The 19,780-nt window shown below is 63.6% G+C and carries 15 protein-coding genes; all 15 read left to right on the top strand.

Annotated features, from left to right (window positions below):
* The first annotated feature begins 1 nt into the window (after position 1).
* Positions 2 to 1,543: a F0F1 ATP synthase subunit alpha gene (gene atpA, locus PAN31108_RS11550; RefSeq protein WP_150668988.1), complete on the top strand. Its 1,542-nt coding sequence runs from the start codon at positions 2 to 4 to the stop codon at positions 1,541 to 1,543.
* 88 nt (positions 1,544 to 1,631) lie between these two features.
* Positions 1,632 to 2,519 carry a F0F1 ATP synthase subunit gamma gene (gene atpG / locus PAN31108_RS11545; RefSeq protein WP_150668987.1) on the top strand — a complete coding sequence of 296 codons (888 nt, stop codon included), beginning with the start codon at positions 1,632 to 1,634 and terminating at the stop codon, positions 2,517 to 2,519.
* Between the two features lie 61 nt (positions 2,520 to 2,580).
* Positions 2,581 to 3,972, top strand: a complete 1,392-nt coding sequence (atpD, locus tag PAN31108_RS11540; protein WP_023598336.1) for a F0F1 ATP synthase subunit beta — start codon at positions 2,581 to 2,583, stop codon at positions 3,970 to 3,972.
* Between the two features lie 147 nt (positions 3,973 to 4,119).
* Entirely contained in the window at positions 4,120 to 4,536 is a 417-nt protein-coding gene (locus PAN31108_RS11535) for a F0F1 ATP synthase subunit epsilon (protein WP_150668986.1), read from the top strand.
* Positions 4,537 to 5,054: 518 nt separating this feature from the next.
* Positions 5,055 to 6,773, top strand: a complete 1,719-nt coding sequence (locus PAN31108_RS11530; RefSeq protein ID WP_150668985.1) for an AMP-binding protein — start codon at positions 5,055 to 5,057, stop codon at positions 6,771 to 6,773.
* A gap of 281 nt (positions 6,774 to 7,054) precedes the next feature.
* On the top strand, positions 7,055 to 8,266 hold the full coding sequence (locus tag PAN31108_RS11525) for a Bcr/CflA family multidrug efflux MFS transporter (protein WP_150668984.1): 1,212 nt from the start codon (positions 7,055 to 7,057) through the stop codon (positions 8,264 to 8,266).
* A gap of 684 nt (positions 8,267 to 8,950) precedes the next feature.
* Complete coding sequence (flhD, locus tag PAN31108_RS11520) at positions 8,951 to 9,268, top strand: flagellar transcriptional regulator FlhD (protein ID WP_023598340.1); 318 nt, start codon at positions 8,951 to 8,953, stop codon at positions 9,266 to 9,268.
* Between the two features lie 86 nt (positions 9,269 to 9,354).
* Entirely contained in the window at positions 9,355 to 9,951 is a 597-nt protein-coding gene (flhC, locus tag PAN31108_RS11515) for a flagellar transcriptional regulator FlhC (protein ID WP_150668983.1), read from the top strand.
* 129 nt (positions 9,952 to 10,080) lie between these two features.
* Positions 10,081 to 10,941: a flagellar motor stator protein MotA gene (motA, locus tag PAN31108_RS11510; protein ID WP_023598342.1), complete on the top strand. Its 861-nt coding sequence runs from the start codon at positions 10,081 to 10,083 to the stop codon at positions 10,939 to 10,941.
* A gap of 12 nt (positions 10,942 to 10,953) precedes the next feature.
* Complete coding sequence (gene motB / locus PAN31108_RS11505) at positions 10,954 to 11,958, top strand: flagellar motor protein MotB (protein WP_150668982.1); 1,005 nt, start codon at positions 10,954 to 10,956, stop codon at positions 11,956 to 11,958.
* Between the two features lie 17 nt (positions 11,959 to 11,975).
* A complete protein-coding gene (locus tag PAN31108_RS11500; protein ID WP_150668981.1) occupies positions 11,976 to 12,359 on the top strand; it encodes a response regulator in 384 nt (127 codons plus the stop codon).
* A gap of 51 nt (positions 12,360 to 12,410) precedes the next feature.
* Positions 12,411 to 14,672, top strand: a complete 2,262-nt coding sequence (gene cheA / locus PAN31108_RS11495) for a chemotaxis protein CheA (protein WP_150668980.1) — start codon at positions 12,411 to 12,413, stop codon at positions 14,670 to 14,672.
* Positions 14,673 to 14,689: 17 nt separating this feature from the next.
* Complete coding sequence (locus PAN31108_RS11490) at positions 14,690 to 15,205, top strand: chemotaxis protein CheW (RefSeq protein WP_047906364.1); 516 nt, start codon at positions 14,690 to 14,692, stop codon at positions 15,203 to 15,205.
* 106 nt (positions 15,206 to 15,311) lie between these two features.
* The gene (locus PAN31108_RS27005) at positions 15,312 to 17,726 is read left to right on the top strand and encodes a methyl-accepting chemotaxis protein (protein ID WP_150668979.1); all 2,415 of its coding nucleotides are present in this window, start codon (positions 15,312 to 15,314) and stop codon (positions 17,724 to 17,726) included.
* 91 nt (positions 17,727 to 17,817) lie between these two features.
* Positions 17,818 to 19,599 (top strand): methyl-accepting chemotaxis protein, encoded by a 1,782-nt coding sequence (locus PAN31108_RS11480; RefSeq protein ID WP_150668978.1) that lies wholly within the window; start codon positions 17,818 to 17,820, stop codon positions 19,597 to 19,599.
* Positions 19,600 to 19,780 lie beyond the last annotated feature (181 nt).

Here is a 19,780-nt window from a genome sequence, read left to right as displayed (position 1 = left end):
TATGCAACTCAATCCCTCTGAAATCAGCGAACTGATCAAGAGCCGGATTCAAGGTCTCGATAGCGGCGCCGAAGTCCGTAACGAAGGCACCGTGATCTCGGTGACTGACGGCATCTGCCGCATCCACGGTCTGTCGGACGTGATGCAGGGCGAAATGCTGGAATTCCCGGGCAACACGTTCGGTCTGGCACTGAACCTCGAACGCGACTCCGTCGGCGCCGTGATTCTGGGCGAGTACGAGCACATCTCGGAAGGCGACACCGTCAAGTGCACGGGCCGCATTCTGGAAGTGCCGGTCGGCCCGGAACTGAAAGGCCGCGTCGTTGACGCGCTGGGCCAGCCGATCGACGGCAAGGGTCCGATCAACGCGAAGGAAACCGACGCCATCGAAAAGATCGCGCCGGGCGTGATTTGGCGTAAGTCGGTGTCGCAGCCGCTGCAAACCGGTACGAAGGCTATCGACGCGATGGTGCCGATCGGCCGCGGCCAGCGTGAGCTGATCATCGGCGACCGTCAGACGGGTAAGACCGCTGTCGCCATCGACACGATCATCTCGCAAAAGGGCAAGGGCGTGACCTGCGTCTACGTCGCGATCGGCCAGAAGGCTTCGTCGATCATGAACGTGGTGCGCAAGCTCGAAGAGCACGGCGCGATGGAATACACGATCATCGTGACCGCCACCGCTTCGGATTCGGCCGCCATGCAGTTCATCGCACCGTACTCCGGTTGCACGATGGGCGAATACTTCCGCGATCGCGGCGAAGACGCGCTGATCATTTACGACGACTTGACCAAGCAAGCCTGGGCCTATCGTCAGATCTCGCTGCTGCTGCGCCGCCCGCCGGGCCGTGAAGCTTACCCGGGTGACGTGTTCTATCTGCACTCGCGTCTGCTCGAGCGCGCCGCTCGCGTCTCGGAAGAGTATGTCGAGAAGTTCACCAACGGCGCCGTCAAGGGCCAGAGCGGTTCGCTGACGGCACTGCCGATCATTGAAACGCAAGCCGGTGACGTGACCGCATTCGTGCCGACGAACGTGATCTCGATTACCGACGGCCAGATCTTCCTGGAAACCGACCTGTTCAACGCAGGCATCCGTCCGGCAATCAACGCCGGTATCTCGGTGTCGCGTGTGGGTGGTGCAGCGCAGACGAAGGTCATCAAGAAGCTGTCGGGCGGTATCCGTACCGACCTCGCACAGTATCGTGAGCTGGCTGCGTTCGCGCAGTTCGCCTCGGACCTGGACGAAGCTACCCGCAAGCAGCTCGAGCGCGGTCGCCGCGTGACGGAACTGCTCAAGCAGCCGCAATTCGCGCCGCTGCAAGTGTGGGAACTGGCCGTGTCGCTGTTCGCCGCCAACAACGGTTATCTGGACGACCTCGAAATCGCTCAGGTGCTGCCGTTCGAAAAGGGTCTGCGCGAAGTTCTGAAGACCAGCCACGGCGCGCTCATCGGCCGTATCGAAGAGACCAAAGATCTCTCGAAGGACGACGAAGCCGCCCTGCACGCTGCGATCAAGGACTTCAAGAAGACCGGCGCTTACTAATCCGGTTGAATCGGTAACTATTCAACGGACCCGGGAAGGCGCGATGTTCAGGCAACAGCGAACGTCGCGCCGAGACAAGGAGTAAGCAATGGCTGGAATGAAGGAAATTCGCGGCAAGATCAAGAGCGTGCAAAACACGCGCAAGATCACCAAGGCCATGGAAATGGTGGCCGCGTCGAAGATGCGCAAGGCGCAGGAACGCATGCGTCATGCCCGGCCGTACGCTGACAAGGTGCGCCAGATCGCTGCGCATATGGGCCAGGCGAATCCGGAATACCACCACCCGTTCATGGTGAAGCATGCCGACGCGAAAGCGGCCGGCATCATCGTGGTGACGACGGACAAGGGTCTGTGCGGCGGCTTGAACACCAACGTGCTGCGTGCCGTGGTGACCAAGCTCAAGGAAATCGAAGCGCAGGGCCTGAAGATCGAGGCCACCGCTATCGGCGGCAAAGGCTTCGGCTTCCTGAACCGCATCGGCGCGAAGGTGGTTTCGCACGTTGTGCAACTGGGCGACACCCCGCACCTGGACAAGCTGATCGGTGCAGTGAAGCTGCAACTCGACGCGTACGCCGAAGGCAAGCTGGACGCCGTGTACCTGGCATACAACCGCTTCGTCAACACGATGAAGCAGGAAGCCGTGGTCGAGCAACTGCTGCCGCTGCCCGAGAAGCTCGAAGGCCAATCGGAAGAAGCGAGCGCGGTGCCGGCACAGCATTCGTGGGACTACATCTACGAACCGGATGCGAAGACGGTCGTCGATGCCCTGCTGGTGCGCTACGTCGAAGCTGTCGTGTATCAGGCAGTCGCAGAGAACATGGCGTCGGAACAGTCCGCCCGCATGGTGGCCATGAAGGCCGCGTCGGACAACGCGAAGACCGTGATCGGTGAATTGCAGATGGTCTACAACAAGGGCCGTCAAGCAGCGATTACGAAGGAACTGTCCGAAATCGTGGGTGGCGCCGCCGCAGTGTAAGCGGTGGCACGGGCCGATGCGCCGTAAGGCGAAATGAATTTGAGTATCTAAAGGAAAAGCGATGAGTACTGCTTTGATTGAAGGCAAGATCGTACAGTGCATCGGCGCCGTTATCGACGTGGAGTTCCCGCGCGACAGCATGCCGAAGATCTACGACGCGCTCACCATGGAAGGTTCGGAACTGACGCTCGAAGTCCAGCAACAGCTGGGCGACGGCGTGGTCCGTACCATCTGTCTGGGTTCCTCCGAAGGCCTGCGCCGCGGTATGACGGTGCAAAACTCGGGTCTGCCGATCACGGTGCCGGTCGGTAAGCCGACGCTGGGCCGCATCATGGACGTGCTGGGCCGTCCGATCGACGAGGCCGGTCCGATCGCCAAGGATCACACCCGTTCGATTCACCAGAAGGCGCCGGCATTTGACGAACTGTCGCCGTCGACGGAACTGCTCGAAACCGGCATCAAGGTTATCGATCTGATCTGCCCGTTCGCCAAGGGCGGCAAGGTGGGTCTGTTCGGTGGCGCCGGTGTGGGCAAGACCGTGAACATGATGGAACTCATCAATAACATCGCCAAGGAACACGGCGGTTATTCGGTGTTTGCCGGTGTGGGCGAGCGTACCCGTGAAGGGAACGACTTCTACCACGAAATGAAGGACTCGAACGTTCTGGACAAGGTCGCGCTGGTGTACGGCCAGATGAACGAGCCGCCGGGCAACCGTCTGCGCGTTGCGCTGACCGGTCTGACGATGGCCGAGCACTTCCGTGACGAAGGTCGCGACGTGCTGTTCTTCGTGGACAACATCTACCGTTTCACGCTGGCCGGTACCGAAGTGTCGGCACTGCTCGGCCGTATGCCGTCGGCCGTGGGCTATCAGCCGACGCTGGCTGAAGAAATGGGTAAGCTGCAAGAGCGTATTACGTCGACCAAGACCGGCTCGATCACGTCGGTGCAAGCCGTGTACGTGCCTGCCGATGACTTGACCGACCCGTCGCCGGCTACCACCTTCGGCCACTTGGACGCCACCGTCGTGCTCTCGCGTGACATCGCCTCGCTGGGTATCTACCCGGCAGTCGATCCGCTCGACTCGACCTCGCGTCAGATCGACCCGAACGTGATTGGCGAAGAGCACTACACGGTGACCCGTCGCGTGCAATCGACGCTTCAGCGTTACAAGGAACTGCGCGACATTATCGCGATTCTGGGTATGGACGAACTGTCGCCGGACGACAAGCTCGCCGTGGCCCGCGCGCGTAAGATCCAGCGTTTCCTGTCGCAGCCGTTCCACGTGGCGGAAGTGTTCACGGGCTCGCCGGGCAAGTACGTTCCGCTCAAGGAAACGATCCGCGGCTTCAAGATGATCGTCGACGGTGAGTGCGACCACCTGCCGGAGCAGGCGTTCTACATGGTTGGCACGATCGACGAAGCGTTCGAAAAAGCCAAGAAGATGCAGTAAACGGTTGAGTGCCGGACGAGGGGGGCGTTTCGCGAGAGACGTCGCCGCAGTCCGGCAGGTGACTGTTGCGGGGCGGGGTAGCGAAGCGAGGGCGGTAACGCCCGGACTGGCGCGCCTGCCGCTTCATCACACTCAACGGGAGCGATTATGGCAACCATTCACGTAGACGTCGTCAGCGCGGAAGAGGAAATCTTCTCGGGTGAGGCGCGCTTTGTGGCGCTGCCCGGCGAAGCCGGCGAGCTGGGTATTCTGCCCGGCCACACGCCGCTGATCACGCGTATCAAGCCGGGTGCGGTGCGTATCGAGGACGAAGCAGGCAACGAAGAGTTCGTCTTCGTGGCAGGCGGCATTCTCGAAGTGCAACCGAACACGGTGACCGTGCTCGCCGACACCGCCATCCGCGGTAAGGATCTGGACGAAGCGAAGGCCAATGAAGCCAAGCGTCGTGCGGAAGAAGCGCTGTCGAACAAGGAATCGAACATCGAGTACGCAACCGCCCAGGCCGAACTGGCCGAAGCGATGGCACAACTCGCTGCAATTTCGAAGCTGCGCTCGAAGCGGTAAATCTCGACGCGGTACGGCTCACGCGCCGTGCCATGTCAGTCGATTCGTGGCGGCGCGCGTTGACGAAACGCGCCTCGTGACGAAGCGGCACCAAAAGCCCCGGACATGCGAATGTCCGGGGCTTTTGTTTTTTGCATCCCGGCATCCCAACATCACGCGCCCGCGTCTCCCGCATCAGGGCCATCCCCACTCGAAAGGTGACTCAAATTACGTTAACGTAAACGTCAACCCAGCGTGACGCGCTATGGTGATGAAGAGAAGCGATCCGTCGTTTGCGCCAGCGACAGGGGAGCCCTTCGTCAGCGAGACGTAATCCCCGTGGGCGAGTATTGGGCGAACCTCCGCGCATAACGTATCGACAGTGCCGGACGTGCCACTAGCGCCAACGGCGTACGGCGTTCAAGGCCACGAACGCGAAACCGCCTGCCGCGTCGACGCCACAAAGCGTCATCGGAAGGGGGCCGTCACCGTCACGCGACAGCATTCACCACTTCAGCATTGCTTCAGGAGACAAAAGCATGGAAAGCCGGGAAGGTGCGGGCGTTGTACCTCGTAATGGACTGTCGTACGTGAAGGGTGACACCACCGTGCCGCTTTCGACGTTGACGGTATTCGGGCTGCTCGCCGAGACGGTGGCGAAGTTTCCCGAACGCCAGGCAGTCGTGTTTCGCGAGCAGGGCGTGGACTGGACGTGGCGAGAGTTCATCGCACACGTCGATACGTTTGCCGCCGGCCTGATCGCACTCGGATTGAAGAAAGGCGACCGCGTGGGGATTTGGTCGCCCAATCGCGTGGAATGGCTGGTCACGCAATTCGCAACGGCCCGCGCCGGGTTGATTCTCGTAAACATCAACCCCGCTTACCGGATGGCCGAGCTGGAGTACGCGCTCAACAAGGTCGGCTGCAAGGCGCTCGTCGCCGCCGAGTCGTTCAAGACCTCGCGCTATCTCGACATGCTGAACACGCTCGCACCTGAACTCGCGACGTGCGCGCCGGGCCAGTTGCAGGCGGCGAAATTCCCGACGCTGCGCACCATCATTCGCATGGGGGAGCAGAGCACGCCGGGCATGATGAACTACAGTGACGTGGTGACGCTCGGCGCCGACGCCGACCTGGACGAACTGCATCGAATCTCCGATGGGCTCGACTGCTTCGATCCGATCAACATCCAGTTCACGAGCGGCACGACCGGCAACCCCAAGGGGGCGACGCTCACGCACCACAACATCGTCAATAACGGTCGCTACATCGCGATGGCGATGCGCTTCTCGGAGCACGACAGCCTGTGCATTCCGGTGCCGTTCTACCACTGCTTCGGCATGGTGCTGGCCGTGCTCGCCTGCGTATCGACCGGCGCGACGATGGTCTTCCCCGGCGAGGCGTTCGACCCGAAGGCCACGATGGCCGCCGTCTCCGAGGAGCGCTGCACGGCGCTGCACGGCGTGCCGACGATGTTCATCGCGCAGCTCGACCATCCGGACTTCGGCAACTATCACTTCGACTCGCTGCGCACAGGCATCATGGCCGGCTCGCCTTGCCCCATCGAAACGATGAAACGCGTGATCGACCAGATGCACATGAGCGAAGTGACGATCGCATACGGCATGACGGAAACGAGTCCTGTCTCCTTCCAGACCACCACGACCGACCCGCTCGAAAAGCGCGTGACGACCGTCGGGCGGGTGCAGCCGCATCTCGAAGTCAAACTCGTCGATGCCGCAGGAGAGATCGTGCCTGTCGGCGAGAAGGGCGAACTTTGCACCAAAGGCTATTCGGTGATGCTGGGCTACTGGGACGACGAACCCCGCACGCGCGAAGCGATTCGCGACGGCTGGATGCACACCGGCGATCTGGCCACGATCGACGAAGACGGCTATTGCAACATTGTCGGCCGGGTGAAGGACATGCTCATTCGCGGTGGCGAGAACATTTACCCGCGCGAGATCGAAGAGTTTCTGTTCCGTCACCCGAAGGTGCAGGCCGTGCAGGTGTTCGGGGTGCCGGATGCGAAATACGGCGAAGAGGTCTGCGCATGGATCGTGCTCAAGCCGGGACAGAGCGCGACGGAGGACGATATCCGCGCATTTTGCAAAGATCAGATCGCGCACTACAAGATCCCGCGCTATATCCGGTTCGTCGACGAGATGCCGATGACCGTGACGGGTAAGGTGCAGAAATTCGTCATGCGCGAGGCGATGGTCGAATCGCTGGGGCTTCAGGAGGCCAAGACGGCGTGACGCGCCGGGCCGCTCGCGGAGCGTGCATGACCGACGTTGGCATTCTCCGTGCCCTCGCAAACCATAGGTCCATGCCTGACGGGACGGATGGGCCAGGCTGGCCAGGTGGCGGGAACGTGCAAGGGACGTGCGAGGGGACGGCGGGCAGTGAGCGACGTTGCCCGAGGCAGACGCAGGGCCAACGCCGGCGGCCAAACCGATCCGGATACCGCCACTGCTCACTTTTTAAGCGAAACCGGGGCGATTGCCGTATCATTCGGGATTACCCTAGGCCTCGCTCAATGCCCGCCCAAACTTTTCGCACCGTTTTCGTTCTCGGCATCCTGTCGGCCATCGGCTCGCTGTCGATCGACATGTATTTGCCCGCGTTGCCCAGCATCGCACGCGAACTGAACACGACGGACGCCGCGGTGCAGTTCTCCCTGGCATCGTTCTTCATCGGACTGGGCCTCGGTCAGCTACTGCATGGCCCGCTTGCCGACCGGTATGGGCGAAAGCGGCCGCTGTACGCCGGCCTGGCGGTCTACACACTCGCGTCGGCGGGCTGCGCGCTGGCGCCCAACATCGAGACGCTGATCGTCAGCCGCTTTCTTCAGGCGGTCGGCGGTTGCGCGTGTTTCGTGATCGCCCGGGCCATGGCGCGTGACCTTTTCGATACGGCGACCGTCGCGCGCGTGCTCTCGCGCATGACGCTCATCATGGGCGCCGCCCCGATTCTCGCACCGCTCATCGGCGGGCAAGTACTCGACTTCGTCGGCTGGCGCTGGATCTTCTGGGGGCTGACGGCCTTCGGGGCGACCTGTTTCGCGATGTCCGTTTACTGGTTGCCGGAGACGCGTCAGGCAGCGAAGCAGGCGCGCAACTGGCTCGCGACGGCGTGGCACAACTACGGCGCGTTGATCCGCGATCGCGAATTCATGGGCAATGCGCTCGCGGGCGGCGTTTCTCAGGCAGGGATGTTCGCTTACATCACCGGCTCGCCCTTCGTGTTCATCAATTTGTACGGCATCGACCCGGCCAATTATGGCTGGCTCTTCGGGTTGAACGCCTGTGGCATCATCGCGGGCTCGCAAATCAACGCCTATCTCCTGCGCACGCGCCGCCCGGCTGCCGTGCTGCGCCGGACGAACAATCTCGTCGCGATCCTCGGTCTGTTGCTGCTGGCCGTGGCGGCGCTCAGGCTCGGCGGCCTGATCGGACTGATGGTGCCCTTGTTCGCCTACGTGACCAGCCTCGGCTTCTCGCAGCCGAATGCGATTGCCGAGGCGCTCAACCGCCAGCAACAACGTGCGGGCGCCGCTTCGGCGTTGCTCGGTGCGTTGCAGTTCCTCGCGGCGGCGAGCGCCGGCGCTGCCGTCGGCTTACTGCACGCCCGCTCCGCGGTGCCCATGGCCGCTGTCATGGCGGTGTGCGGCGTGTTGTCGTGGGGCTTCCACACGGTGCTGATCCGCCGGGGGAGACCGGTATTGCCGCCCGCCACCGGGATGAAGTGACGAGGTGACGGTATGACCGGGTGACGATCGTCACATGGCGCTGTCTGTCCTACACGCCGATTCCTACACGGGCGATCCCCGTCTGACAGTTTTCTTCAACGCGTCGTCAAGGTGAGGCGGCGGGAACGTCACCGGATTCGAGGCGTCAGTTGAAGCCTGATCGGCGAAACGAGGTTGAACAGGCGCACGTTATCGAAAGGATTAGTAAGACTTGCTTCGCGATTCCCGGCAACTATTCGGGAACCGTAACCCGAGCGACGCTTCCAAACTTAGGATTCGGCTCCCCCACTACATCTGTAACACTTTGTAATTGCGCTGTTCCCGTGCCTGCGTACTGGGCAAAGTACGAGGCAGAGCACGTCTCAGCTCCCCTGCAGAAGCCCCCCGAAATTTTTTGCAAGGATGGCTAAAGTTCGGTGAAAGTCGGCCGAAATACAGTCAAGTAGTAGAGCGTAGCTTCGTGACACTTTCATGAAGTCGTCACGCTCTGTCACCGAACGTTCCCCCCGAGCGCGTCGTCGGATCCCTGTGCGCCTCGCTTGTAGGAAAAATTCCTACAAAAAACTTCCTCTTTTCTCGCTCCCTTCTGTAGTTTTTCTCCGATTTCTTTATCTTTCGCCCTTGTCCACAATGCGGGGGAATAGACAGTCACCGCCAGATTCATCCATTGCGCCGGGGGGCCGCATGCGAAACAGCGAAACACTGAATGAGATTCGTGAGTTGAATCTCTCCTACCTCGTCCTGGCCCAGCGCCTGATCCGCGAGGATCGCGCGGCGGCAATGTTCCGCCTGGGGATCAGCGACCAGCTCGCCGACGTGCTCGGCAGTCTCACCCTTGCGCAACTCGTCAAGTTCGCGGGGTCCAACCAGCTTCTGTGCCGATTTCGATTCGACGACCACGTGATTCTTTCGAGCCTCACGCACGGTGCGAAAGACGTGGGTATGCAGCAGTCGCACGCTTCGATTCTGCTCGCGGGGCAGCCCGTCGAGCAGATCGGCTGAGCGCACGACATACGCGACGCGCGCCTCGCGCCGTCCTGCCGTCGTGACAGGACAGTGCTTGGCGTGACTTGCCAGGAAGCCTGTATATGCGCACCAAAAGCGTCGTTCTCGAGGCCCGCGAGATTCAGCTGGCCATCGAACTGATCGAACTCGGCGCCCGCCTCCAGTTGCTGGAAGCGGAAACGAGCCTGAGCCGCGACCGGCTCATCAAACTCTACAAAGAACTCAAGGGCGCATCGCCGCCCAAGGGCATGCTTCCGTTCTCGACCGACTGGTTCGTGACGTGGTTGCCCAACATCCACTCGTCGCTTTTCCACAACATCTATCGACACCTCGTGCAATACGGCGGCTGCCAGGGCATCGAGGCCATCGTGAAGGCCTATCGCCTGTACCTGGAACACGTGGAATTGCACGGATGGGAAGCGGTGCTCGGGTTTACGCGGGCATGGACGCTCGTGCGCTTCTTCGACAGCAAGATGTTGCAGATGACGCCGTGCACGCGCTGTGGCGGCCATTTCGTCACGCACGCCCACGAGCCGCATGGCCAGTACGTTTGCGGTCTGTGCCAGCCGCCGTCGCGCGCCGGAAAGACCCGGAAAGCGAAACACGCGCATGCCGCCGATCTGGCGCCCGCCGTGGCTTCCACCGAGCCGGACCCGGACATCTCCCCGCTGGCCGCCTGAGCGAGCCTGCCCGACGAGAACACCCTGAGGTTATCCCGCCCCTACAGTTTCCCTGCGTGTCTGCCGTTAAGCCCTCTGAACAGGAAGGACATTTTTCCGTAGACGTATTTTTGCGAGAGGTATCCGGCAGTGCTTGTCGTCATTGGTTACATCATCGTTCTGGCATCGGTCTTTGGCGGCTTCGTCATTGGCGGGGGCCACTTGGGCGCGCTGTTTCAGCCGACCGAGCTGCTGATCATCGGTGGCGCGGGCGTCGGCTCGTTCGTGGTGGGCAACAACAGCAAAGCGATCAAGGCAACGATGAAAGCGCTGCCGATGCTGTTCAAGGGCTCGAAATACACCAAAGAGCTGTACATGGAGCTCATGGCGCTCCTGTATGTGCTGCTCGCGAAAGCGCGTAAGGACGGCATGCTCGCCATCGAAGGGGACGTCGAAGACCCCGCATCGAGCCCGGTGTTCTCGCAATACCCGCGCATTCTCGGCGAGCCGCGCATCATGGAATTCCTCACCGACTACCTGCGCCTGATGGTCAGCGGCAACATGAACGCGTTCGAGATCGAGAACCTGATGGATCACGAAATCGAGACGTACCGCCATGAAGGCGAAGTTCCCGCACATTGTCTGCAAAAGACGGGCGACGCAATGCCGGCCTTCGGTATCGTGGCGGCCGTGATGGGCGTGGTGCACACGATGGCGTCCGCCGACCAGCCGCCGGCCGTGCTCGGCGCGCTCATCGCGCAGGCGCTGGTGGGAACGTTCCTCGGCATTCTGCTCGCCTACGGCTTCATCTCGCCGCTGGCGCAACTCATCGAACACCGCATCAACGAGTCGGTAAAGCTCTACGAGTGCATCAAGGTCACGCTGCTCGCCAGCCTGAACGGTTACGCGCCGGCCCTCTCGGTCGAGTTCGGCCGCAAGGTGCTGTATTCCACCGTACGTCCGTCGTTCGCCGAGCTCGAAGAGCACGTGCGGCAGGTCAAGGCACGTTGACGGGCGAGCGCAATGAGCGAGAAAGAAGAGCGGCCCATCATCGTCAAACGCCGCAAAGCCGGCGGGCACGGCCATCACGGCGGTGCGTGGAAGATCGCCTACGCCGACTTCATGACGGCCATGATGGCGTTCTTCCTGTTGATGTGGCTGCTCAGCTCCGTGAGCAGCAAGGAACTGAGCGGCATCGCGGAATACTTCCGCACGCCACTCAAGGTCGCGCTCACGGGCGGACGTAACGCCGCGGACAACAGCGGCGTGATCCCGGGCGGCGGCACGGACACCACGCGCACCGACGGCCAGAAGTCGCGCGGCGATCAGGCGCGTGCGCGTAATGCGACGACGGCCGAGATCGCCGAGCGGGCCGATGCACAACGTTTGCGCGAGCTCAAAGCGCGCATCGAGAAAGCGATCGAAAGTAACCCCACGCTCAAGCAGTTCCGCAAGCAACTGCTCATCGACGTGACGACCGAAGGTCTGCGCATCCAGATCGTGGACGACCAGAACCGCCCGATGTTCGCCAATGCGAGCGCGCAGGTGCAGCCTTACATGCGTGACATTCTGCGCGAGATCGGCAAGTCGCTCAACGGCGTGCCGAATAGCATCAGTCTGTCCGGTCACACGGACGCCACGGCTTACGCGCAAGGTGACAAGAGCTACAGCAACTGGGAGTTGTCGGCGGACCGGGCGAACGCGTCGCGTCGCGAACTGATCGCAGGCGGGCTGGACGGCGAGAAGGTGCTGCGGGTGGTGGGGCTGGCGTCCACCGTGCCGCTCGATCGCGACAACGCCTACAACCCGATCAACCGTCGTATCAGCATCATCGTGCTCAACCGGCGCGCCGAGCAGTCGGTCAAGCACGAAGCCGATCAACCGACGATCGACGCCGCGAACGCACGCGGCGCAGGCAGCAACGCGGTGAGCGCCGCGATGAGCGGCGAGCTTCCGGCCGTGCCGGGTGTGCCCACACCACCCGCACCCCCGTCCGCCCCCGCAGTGCCTGGCGCGACCGCGCGATAACCGACAAGAGGAAACGCATGCAGGCCCTTCGCAACACGATTCTCGCCGTCGACGATTCCGCGTCGATGCGTCAGATTCTGGCGGCTACGCTCGACGAAGCCGGCTATGCCGTGACGACCGCCCGTGACGGGCAGGAAGCGCTGGCGCTGGCGTCGAACGCGGCGTTCGATCTGGTGCTGACCGATCAGCACATGCCCGGCATGGACGGCTTATCGCTCATTCGCGCGCTGCGCGAACTCGATGCGTTCGCGCAAACGCCCATTCTGGTGCTGACGACGGAAGTCGACGGCGCCTACAAGACGGCAGCCCGTGAAGCGGGCGCCAGCGGCTGGCTGATCAAGCCGGTCGACCCCGAAGCACTGGTCGACGTGGTCGGTTCGCTCGTCGGCGAAGGCGCATGACGATGAAGTCGATGGCGTCGATGGCACAACCAAGTTAGGACGAGGAAACCGGTGGATATCACCCAGTTCTACCAGACCTTTTTCGATGAAGCGGAAGAGTTGCTCGCCGAGATGGAGCACCTCCTGCTGGCGCTCGACGTCAGCGCGCCCGACAACGAGCAACTGAACGCGATCTTCCGGGCAGCGCACTCGATCAAGGGCGGCGCTGCGACGTTCGGTTTCACCGCGCTGACCGAAACCACACACCTGCTGGAAAACTTGCTCGATCGCGCACGTCGAGGCGAATTGCAGTTGCGCACCGAGATGGTTGATACCTTCCTGGAAACCAAAGACGTGTTGCATCAACAGTTGAATGCCTACCGCGCCTCCAGTGAGCCCGATGCCGAGGCAATGAAGCGCATCTGCGCCGTACTCCAGCAACTGGCCGCCGAAGGCGACGGCGCACCGGTTTCCGCTGCGCCCGTCACGCCGGCTGCGGCACCCGCGCCGGCACCGGCACCGGTCGCAGCCGCGCCCGCGCCGCAGCCCGACGCGGGGCCGGACGCCAGCGGCGCGCCGAGCGGAGCCATCCCGCCGGGCCAGACTCGCCTGAAGGTCACACTCACCGGCGTTGGCGAGAAGGATCAGACGTTGCTCGCCGAAGAGCTGGGCAACCTCGGCACCGTCGCCGGCCGTCAGTCGGTGGGCGACGCACTGCACCTGTGGCTCGACACCACGTGCGGCGCCGACGACATTCTCGCCGTGTGCTGCTTCGTGATCGAGCCGTCGCAGATCGACGTGCAGGACGCGTCGGCCGTTGCGGCAGCGCCTGCCGCGAGCGCCGGCGCGCCGGAACCTGTCGCCGCGCCCGTACCGACGTCCGAAATCTTCACGCCGGCCCCGGCCGCTTCCGCACCGATCGAAGTGCCGGCCCCGGTCTCCGTAGCACCTACCGCCGCGCCTTCCACCGCGTCTTCCACCGCGTCTTCCACCGCGCCCGCCGCCGCCGTCGTGCCGCCGCCGGCGGCCGAGCCGATCGTCGTGCCGCCCGCCGCACCGCCGGCTGCGGCATCCGGTGGCGGGAACGGCGCCCATCACCCGCCCGAAAAGCGCGCAGCTGCGCCTGCGGCCGGCGGGGCTGCCGGTCACGAGAACAGCTCGATTCGCGTGGGCGTGGAAAAGGTCGATCAGCTCATCAACCTCGTGGGCGAACTGGTGATCACGCAGGCCATGCTCGCGCAAACGGCCAGCAGCCTCGATCCGATGCTGCACGATCGCCTGTTCAACGGCATGGGCCAGCTCGAGCGCAATGCGCGCGATCTGCAAGAGGCCGTGATGTCCATCCGCATGATGCCGATGGATTACGTGTTCTCGCGTTTCCCGCGTCTGGTGCGCGATCTCGCGACCAAACTCGGCAAGCAGATCGAACTCGTCACGTTCGGTCAGGCGACCGAACTCGACAAGAGCCTGATCGAGCGCATCATCGATCCGCTCACGCACCTGGTGCGCAACAGCCTCGACCACGGGATCGAGACGACCGAACTGCGCGTGGCCTCGGGCAAGGACCCGGTGGGCCAGCTCGTGCTGTCCGCCGCGCATCAGGGCGGCAACATTGTCATCGAAGTGAGCGACGACGGCGCGGGGCTGCGTCGCGAGAAGATTCTCGCCAAGGCGCAGCAGCAGGGCATGAACGTGTCCGAGGCGATGTCCGACGAGGAGGTCTGGCAACTGATCTTCGCGCCGGGCTTCTCCACCGCCGAAGCCGTGACCGACGTGTCGGGCCGGGGCGTGGGCATGGACGTCGTCAAGCGCAACATCCAGCAAATGGGCGGTCACGTGGAGATTCTGTCCACGCGCGGCAAGGGCACCACGATCCGCATCGTGCTGCCGCTCACGCTCGCGATTCTCGACGGCATGTCCGTCAAGGTCGGCCCGGAGATCTTCATCCTGCCGCTGAACTTCGTGATGGAGTCGCTGCAACCGCGTCGCGACGACATTCGCGCCGTGACCGGCGAAGGTCAGGTCGTGCTGGTGCGCGGCGAGTATCTGCCGCTCGTCGAACTGTACCGTGCGTTCGACGTGCCCGAAGCGCGTCTCGATCCGACACAGGGGATCATCGTCATTCTGCAAGCCGAAGGCCGTCGCTTCGCATTGCTCGTCGACGAACTGGTCGGTCAGCAGCAAGTCGTGGTGAAGAACCTCGAAACCAATTACCGCCGTATTCACGGTATTTCCGCCGCCACGATCATGGGTGACGGCAGTGTGGCATTGATCGTCGATGTGGCGGCGCTCCAGCGCGGTCAGCGTTCGGCCGCTGCCACCATCTTCAACTGAAGTCGGAGACGCGTTAGATGGACAACCTTTCGCAAGAGCAGGCCGTGTCGCGCCACGCAGGCGCCATGCAGACCGATGGCGACGGCCAGGAATTTCTCGTCTTCACGCTGGGTGAAGAGGAGTACGGCATCGACATCCTGAAGGTGCAGGAAATTCGCGGCTACGATGCGGTCACCCGCATCGCCAACGCCCCCGACTTCATCAAGGGCGTGATCAACCTGCGCGGCATCATCGTACCGATCGTCGACATGCGCATCAAGTTCCGTCTGGGGCGCGTCGAGTACGACACGCAGACAGTCGTGATCATTCTGAACGTGGCGGGTCGCGTGGTCGGCATGGTCGTGGACGGCGTGTCCGACGTGCTCACGCTCGCGCGCGGCGAGATCAAGCCCGCGCCCGAGTTCGGCGCGCAACTGGCCACCGAGTACATCACGGGGCTGGGCACGGTCGAAGGCCGCATGCTGATCCTGATGGACATCGAGAAGCTGATGACCAGCGACGACATGGCGCTCATCGAGCGTCTGGCGAGCTGAGCCCGGCCGACGCCGCCGAGGCAAAATCCGACGGCGGGCCGAGACACCCGCCGCGTGACTCCCTACAGACATAACCCATTCACCCCAGTCCACGGAGACCGAGCACGTGCGCGATAACCAGCCCGTTACCCAGAACGAATTCGTCATCGGCGAGCATCAGTACCTGATCTCTCGGACGGATCTGAAGGGGCGGATCACGTATGCCAATCCCGCCTTCGTGGAGGTGAGCGGCTATTCGCGTGACGAACTGCTGGGGGCGCCGCACAACATCGTGCGCCATCCCGACATGCCGCCCGAGGCATTCGGCGATCTGTGGGAGACGATCAAGCGCGGCGACACGTGGACGGGGCTGGTCAAGAACCGCCGCAAGAACGGCGATTTCTACTGGGTGCTCGCGACGGTCACGCCAACGCTGGAAAACGACGCGGTGGTCGGCTACACGTCGGTGCGTGTGCGTCCGGCGGCCGGCGTCACGGCGCAAGCCGACGCCGTCTACGCGCGCTTTCGCAACGCGCAGGCGGGCAACCTGCGCATTCGCGGCGGTCAGATCGAGCGCGGCGGCATCGCAGCGCTCGCACGTCGTGTGCGTCTGGACACGCTGCGCGCGCGGCTGACCGGCATCATCGTGCTCGGCGCGCTCATGCTCGCGCTGGTCGGCGGGCTGGGCCTGTGGGGCGTGTCGAGCAGCAATACCAAGTTGTTGCAGGTGTACAGAAACGGCATGGTGCCGGTGAGCACGCTGGGTGCGATCGGTCAGAAACTCGACCGCGATGTTCTGCTCGTGGCCGAAGCCGTGGGCAGCCCGAACCTCGACGCGATGAAGCGCGCGGGCGACGAAATCGCGGGCAGCCTCGACGACATCAACCGCCAGTGGGCGGAGTACATGAAGACGGTCGACACCAACACGCGAGCGCAGGCCGAGCGCTTCGACGTGATCCGTCAGCGCTTTACCAGCGACGGGCTGCAAAAGACCGTCGAGATGCTGCGTGTAGGCTCGGCCGAAGGCGCACAGCAGACGTACCTGGAGAAAGTGAAGCCGGCGTACGGTCCGATGCGCGACGAGCTGAACGCGCTTACGCGCCTCGAACTCACGCAGGCGACCGATCTCTACCAACAATCGCAGAAGGAGCACACGCTCGTGCGTGCGGCGACGGCCGTGGCGGTGCTCGGCGGCATCGTCGTGTTGTTCGTGCTCGGCAGCATTCTGCGTCGCGCGATCAACCACCCGCTGCGTGTCGCGCTTGCCATGTCCAAGCAGATCGCGGCGGGCGACCTCACGGGCAAGGCCGAAGGCACCGGGCGCGACGAGATCGGGCAGTTGCTGTTCGGTCTCACGGTGATGAAGAACAGCTTGCTGTCCATCGTCTCGGATGTGCGTGAAGGCATCGAGTCGATCAATATCGCCTCGCGTGAAATCGCCGCCGGCAACACCGATCTGTCGGCGCGCACCGAACAACAGGCGGCATCGCTGGAGCAGACTGCCTCGTCGATGGAAGAGCTGACGGCCACCGTCAAGCAGAACGCCGACAACGCCAAGCAGGCGAGCGCGCTCGCCGTGAACGCGTCGGAAATCGCCGCACGCGGCGGTCAGGTCGTGGGCAACGTCGTCGACACGATGCAGGGCATCTCGACGAGTTCGCACAAGATCGTGGACATCATCAGCGTAATCGAGGGTATTGCGTTCCAGACGAACATTCTCGCGCTGAACGCTGCGGTGGAAGCGGCGCGCGCGGGCGAACAGGGTCGCGGCTTCGCCGTGGTGGCGGGCGAAGTGCGCACGCTGGCCCAGCGCAGCGCGGCTGCGGCGAAGGAAATCAAGGTCCTCATCGAAGATTCGGTCGGGCGCGTGGAAAACGGCTCGGCTCTCGTGGCGCAAGCCGGTCAGACGATGGACGAGATCGTGCAGGCCGTGCAGCGCGTCACCGACATCATGGGCGAGATTTCGGCGGCGTCCGCCGAGCAGTCGAGCGGCATCGAGCAGGTCAACCGCGCGGTCACGCAGATGGACGAGGTCACGCAGCAGAACGCGGCGCTGGTCGAGGAAGCGGCGGCGGCAGCCGGGTCGCTGGAAGATCAGGCGCATCGGCTGCGCGACGCCGTGTCGGTCTTCCGTGTGGGCGACGCCTTCCAGGCGGCCGGCGCGCCGAGCGCACGGCACGCGCTGGCGCAACAACATGCGACGGGCGTGCGTCAAGTCGCGCCCAAGCCGGTCGCAGCGACCATGCAGGCAGCGCACGCGGTGCCGATGGTCCAGCCGGTTTCGTCAGGGCAGTCGGTTCGGTCGACTCAATCGATTCAATCGACTCAGGCCGGTGCCGCACCGGCGCGCGCGAGCGCGGGCGGCGCCGCGACACGAACGGCGACGCGGCGCCCGCAAGTCGCCACACCGGCGGCGGACGCACAGGAAGATGCACAAGTGCTGCAACTGGCGGCGCGTCGTGGCAAGACACCGGCAGGCGGAGCGACGGGGACAACGTCGACGGCAAAGACCAGTGACCCGGGCGACTGGGAAGAGTTTTGACGGTACGTGGATGCAAAGCGTCGGCCAAGAGTCGAGATTGTTGTGATGGCTATACCGGTCAGAGGCCGGTCTTCACGGGGTAGAGGTCGTTATGTTTAAGAATGTCACCATCCGGGCACGGCTGACGCTGGCGCTCGGACTCTTCATGGTGCTGCTGATCGTCGGTGCGGCTGCGGGGCTGATCTCACTGCGACAAAGCAATGCAGCGATGCAGGAGATTTATACGAACGATATTGCGTCGTCGCAGGCGCTCGCGCAAACGACGATCCATACGCTGCGCGCTCGTGTGACGCTCTCACGTATCGAATTCATTGCCGATCCGACCGAAATCAAGTCGGCTATCGAGAGCGTGCGCACGAACCTGAAGAAAGCCGACGAGGCGTACGCGACTTACGCCGCGCTGCCGATGAGTGCCGATGAAAAAGCCATGGCCGACGCCGTGGCCCAGGCACGCGGCAAGGTCGTCAACGACGGCATCGTGCCCGCGCTCAAGGCCATCGAATCGGGTGACATCCCCGACTTCCACGCCAAGACCGTGATGGACGTGCCGCGTCTGTTCGCGGACTACACCAAGGCGATGTCGGTGCTGGCCGATCAGCAACTCAAGAGCGCCGAAGACCGCTACACCGTCGCGCAGGAACGCTACACGCTGGTGATGTGGCTCGTGGGCATCGGCCTGGCGGTCGGCGTGCTGGTCGGCGTGGTCACGCAGATCACGCTCACGCGCGCCATCGTCGGCCCGATCAACGACGCCATCAAGCACTTCGAGAAGATCGCCAGCGGCGACCTCACGCAACGCATCGAAGTCTGGAACGACACCGAGACGGGCCGTCTGTTCAAGGGCGTCAAGCATATGCAGGACAGTCTCGTGCGCACGGTCGCCGAAGTCCGTTCGGGCACGGAATCGATGACGTCCGCCGCTCAGCAGATCGCGGCGGGCAACACCGATCTGTCGGCACGTACGGAACAGCAGGCGGCGTCGCTGGAGGAAACCGCGTCGTCGATGGAGCAACTGACGGCGACCGTTCGCCAGAACGCGGACAACGCGCGTCAGGCGAGCCAGCTTGCCGTGAACGCATCGGAAATCGCCACGCGCGGCGGTCAGGTGTCCGGTCAGGTCGGCGAGACGATGGATGGCATCTCCGCGAGTTCCAGCAAGATCGTCGACATCATCAGCGTGATCGACGGCATTGCGTTCCAGACGAACATCCTCGCGCTGAACGCTGCGGTGGAAGCGGCGCGCGCGGGCGAACAGGGTCGCGGCTTCGCCGTGGTGGCGGGCGAAGTGCGCACGCTGGCCCAGCGCAGTGCGGCTGCGGCGAAGGAAATCAAGGCGCTGATCGAGGACTCGTCGCGTCGCGTGCAGGACGGCACGGCACTGGTCGCCCAGCAGGGTCACACGATGAACGAAATCGTGCAGGCCGTGAAGCGTGTGACGGACATCATGGGCGAGATTTCGGCGGCGTCCGCCGAGCAGTCGAGCGGCATCGAGCAGGTCAACCGCGCGATCACGCAGATGGACGAAGTCACGCAGCAGAACGCGGCACTGGTCGAGGAAGCGGCCGCCGCCGCCGGTTCGCTGGAAGAGCAGGCCAACCGGCTGAAGACGACCGTCTCGGTGTTCCGTGTGGACGCCAGCCAGGTCTCGGCAAGCCCGGTCGCCCCCACGCTGGCGGCGCTGCCGGCGGCACGTCCTGCCGCACCCAAGAAGACCGCAGCCCCTGCTGCGCCGGCGCCGGCCGCCGCCACCGCTACCGCGTCGAAGGCTACGCCCGCACCGGCGCCGCTGCGCAAGCCCGCCCCCGCGGCTGCTGCACCGGCGGCTGCACGTACCGGCACGGACGACGCGAACGGCGACTGGGAGACGTTCTGACCCCATCACAACCGCGACCGGTCGCCACGAAGCGATAGCGCAAGACAGCAGCAAATCATAGGTAAGGTGCACGCGTTTGTCCCCGGCGAAGCAGGATCGCCGGGACATGCAAGACGTGTGTCGGCAAGTGGCAATAATCGGCAAGACAAAAGCCGTCGTGGGCGCCGCACAGCCGTGTGAC

Source organism: Pandoraea anhela (assembly GCF_902459655.1).
Taxonomy (GTDB): Bacteria; Pseudomonadota; Gammaproteobacteria; order Burkholderiales; family Burkholderiaceae; genus Pandoraea; species Pandoraea anhela.
This window is presented reverse-complemented; position numbering and strand designations above follow the sequence as displayed.

What these genes read in the sequence shown, in the direction of transcription:
- atpA (WP_150668988.1), top strand. Translation starts at nt 2, where the DNA reads ATGCAACTCAATCCCTCTGAAATCAGCGAACTGATCAAGAGCCGGATT.
- atpG (WP_150668987.1), top strand. Translation starts at nt 1,632, where the DNA reads ATGGCTGGAATGAAGGAAATTCGCGGCAAGATCAAGAGCGTGCAAAAC.
- atpD (WP_023598336.1), top strand. Translation starts at nt 2,581, where the DNA reads ATGAGTACTGCTTTGATTGAAGGCAAGATCGTACAGTGCATCGGCGCC.
- PAN31108_RS11535 (WP_150668986.1), top strand. Translation starts at nt 4,120, where the DNA reads ATGGCAACCATTCACGTAGACGTCGTCAGCGCGGAAGAGGAAATCTTC.
- PAN31108_RS11530 (WP_150668985.1), top strand. Translation starts at nt 5,055, where the DNA reads ATGGAAAGCCGGGAAGGTGCGGGCGTTGTACCTCGTAATGGACTGTCG.
- PAN31108_RS11525 (WP_150668984.1), top strand. Translation starts at nt 7,055, where the DNA reads ATGCCCGCCCAAACTTTTCGCACCGTTTTCGTTCTCGGCATCCTGTCG.
- flhD (WP_023598340.1), top strand. Translation starts at nt 8,951, where the DNA reads ATGCGAAACAGCGAAACACTGAATGAGATTCGTGAGTTGAATCTCTCC.
- flhC (WP_150668983.1), top strand. Translation starts at nt 9,355, where the DNA reads ATGCGCACCAAAAGCGTCGTTCTCGAGGCCCGCGAGATTCAGCTGGCC.
- motB (WP_150668982.1), top strand. Translation starts at nt 10,954, where the DNA reads ATGAGCGAGAAAGAAGAGCGGCCCATCATCGTCAAACGCCGCAAAGCC.
- PAN31108_RS11500 (WP_150668981.1), top strand. Translation starts at nt 11,976, where the DNA reads ATGCAGGCCCTTCGCAACACGATTCTCGCCGTCGACGATTCCGCGTCG.
- PAN31108_RS11490 (WP_047906364.1), top strand. Translation starts at nt 14,690, where the DNA reads ATGGACAACCTTTCGCAAGAGCAGGCCGTGTCGCGCCACGCAGGCGCC.
- PAN31108_RS11480 (WP_150668978.1), top strand. Translation starts at nt 17,818, where the DNA reads ATGTTTAAGAATGTCACCATCCGGGCACGGCTGACGCTGGCGCTCGGA.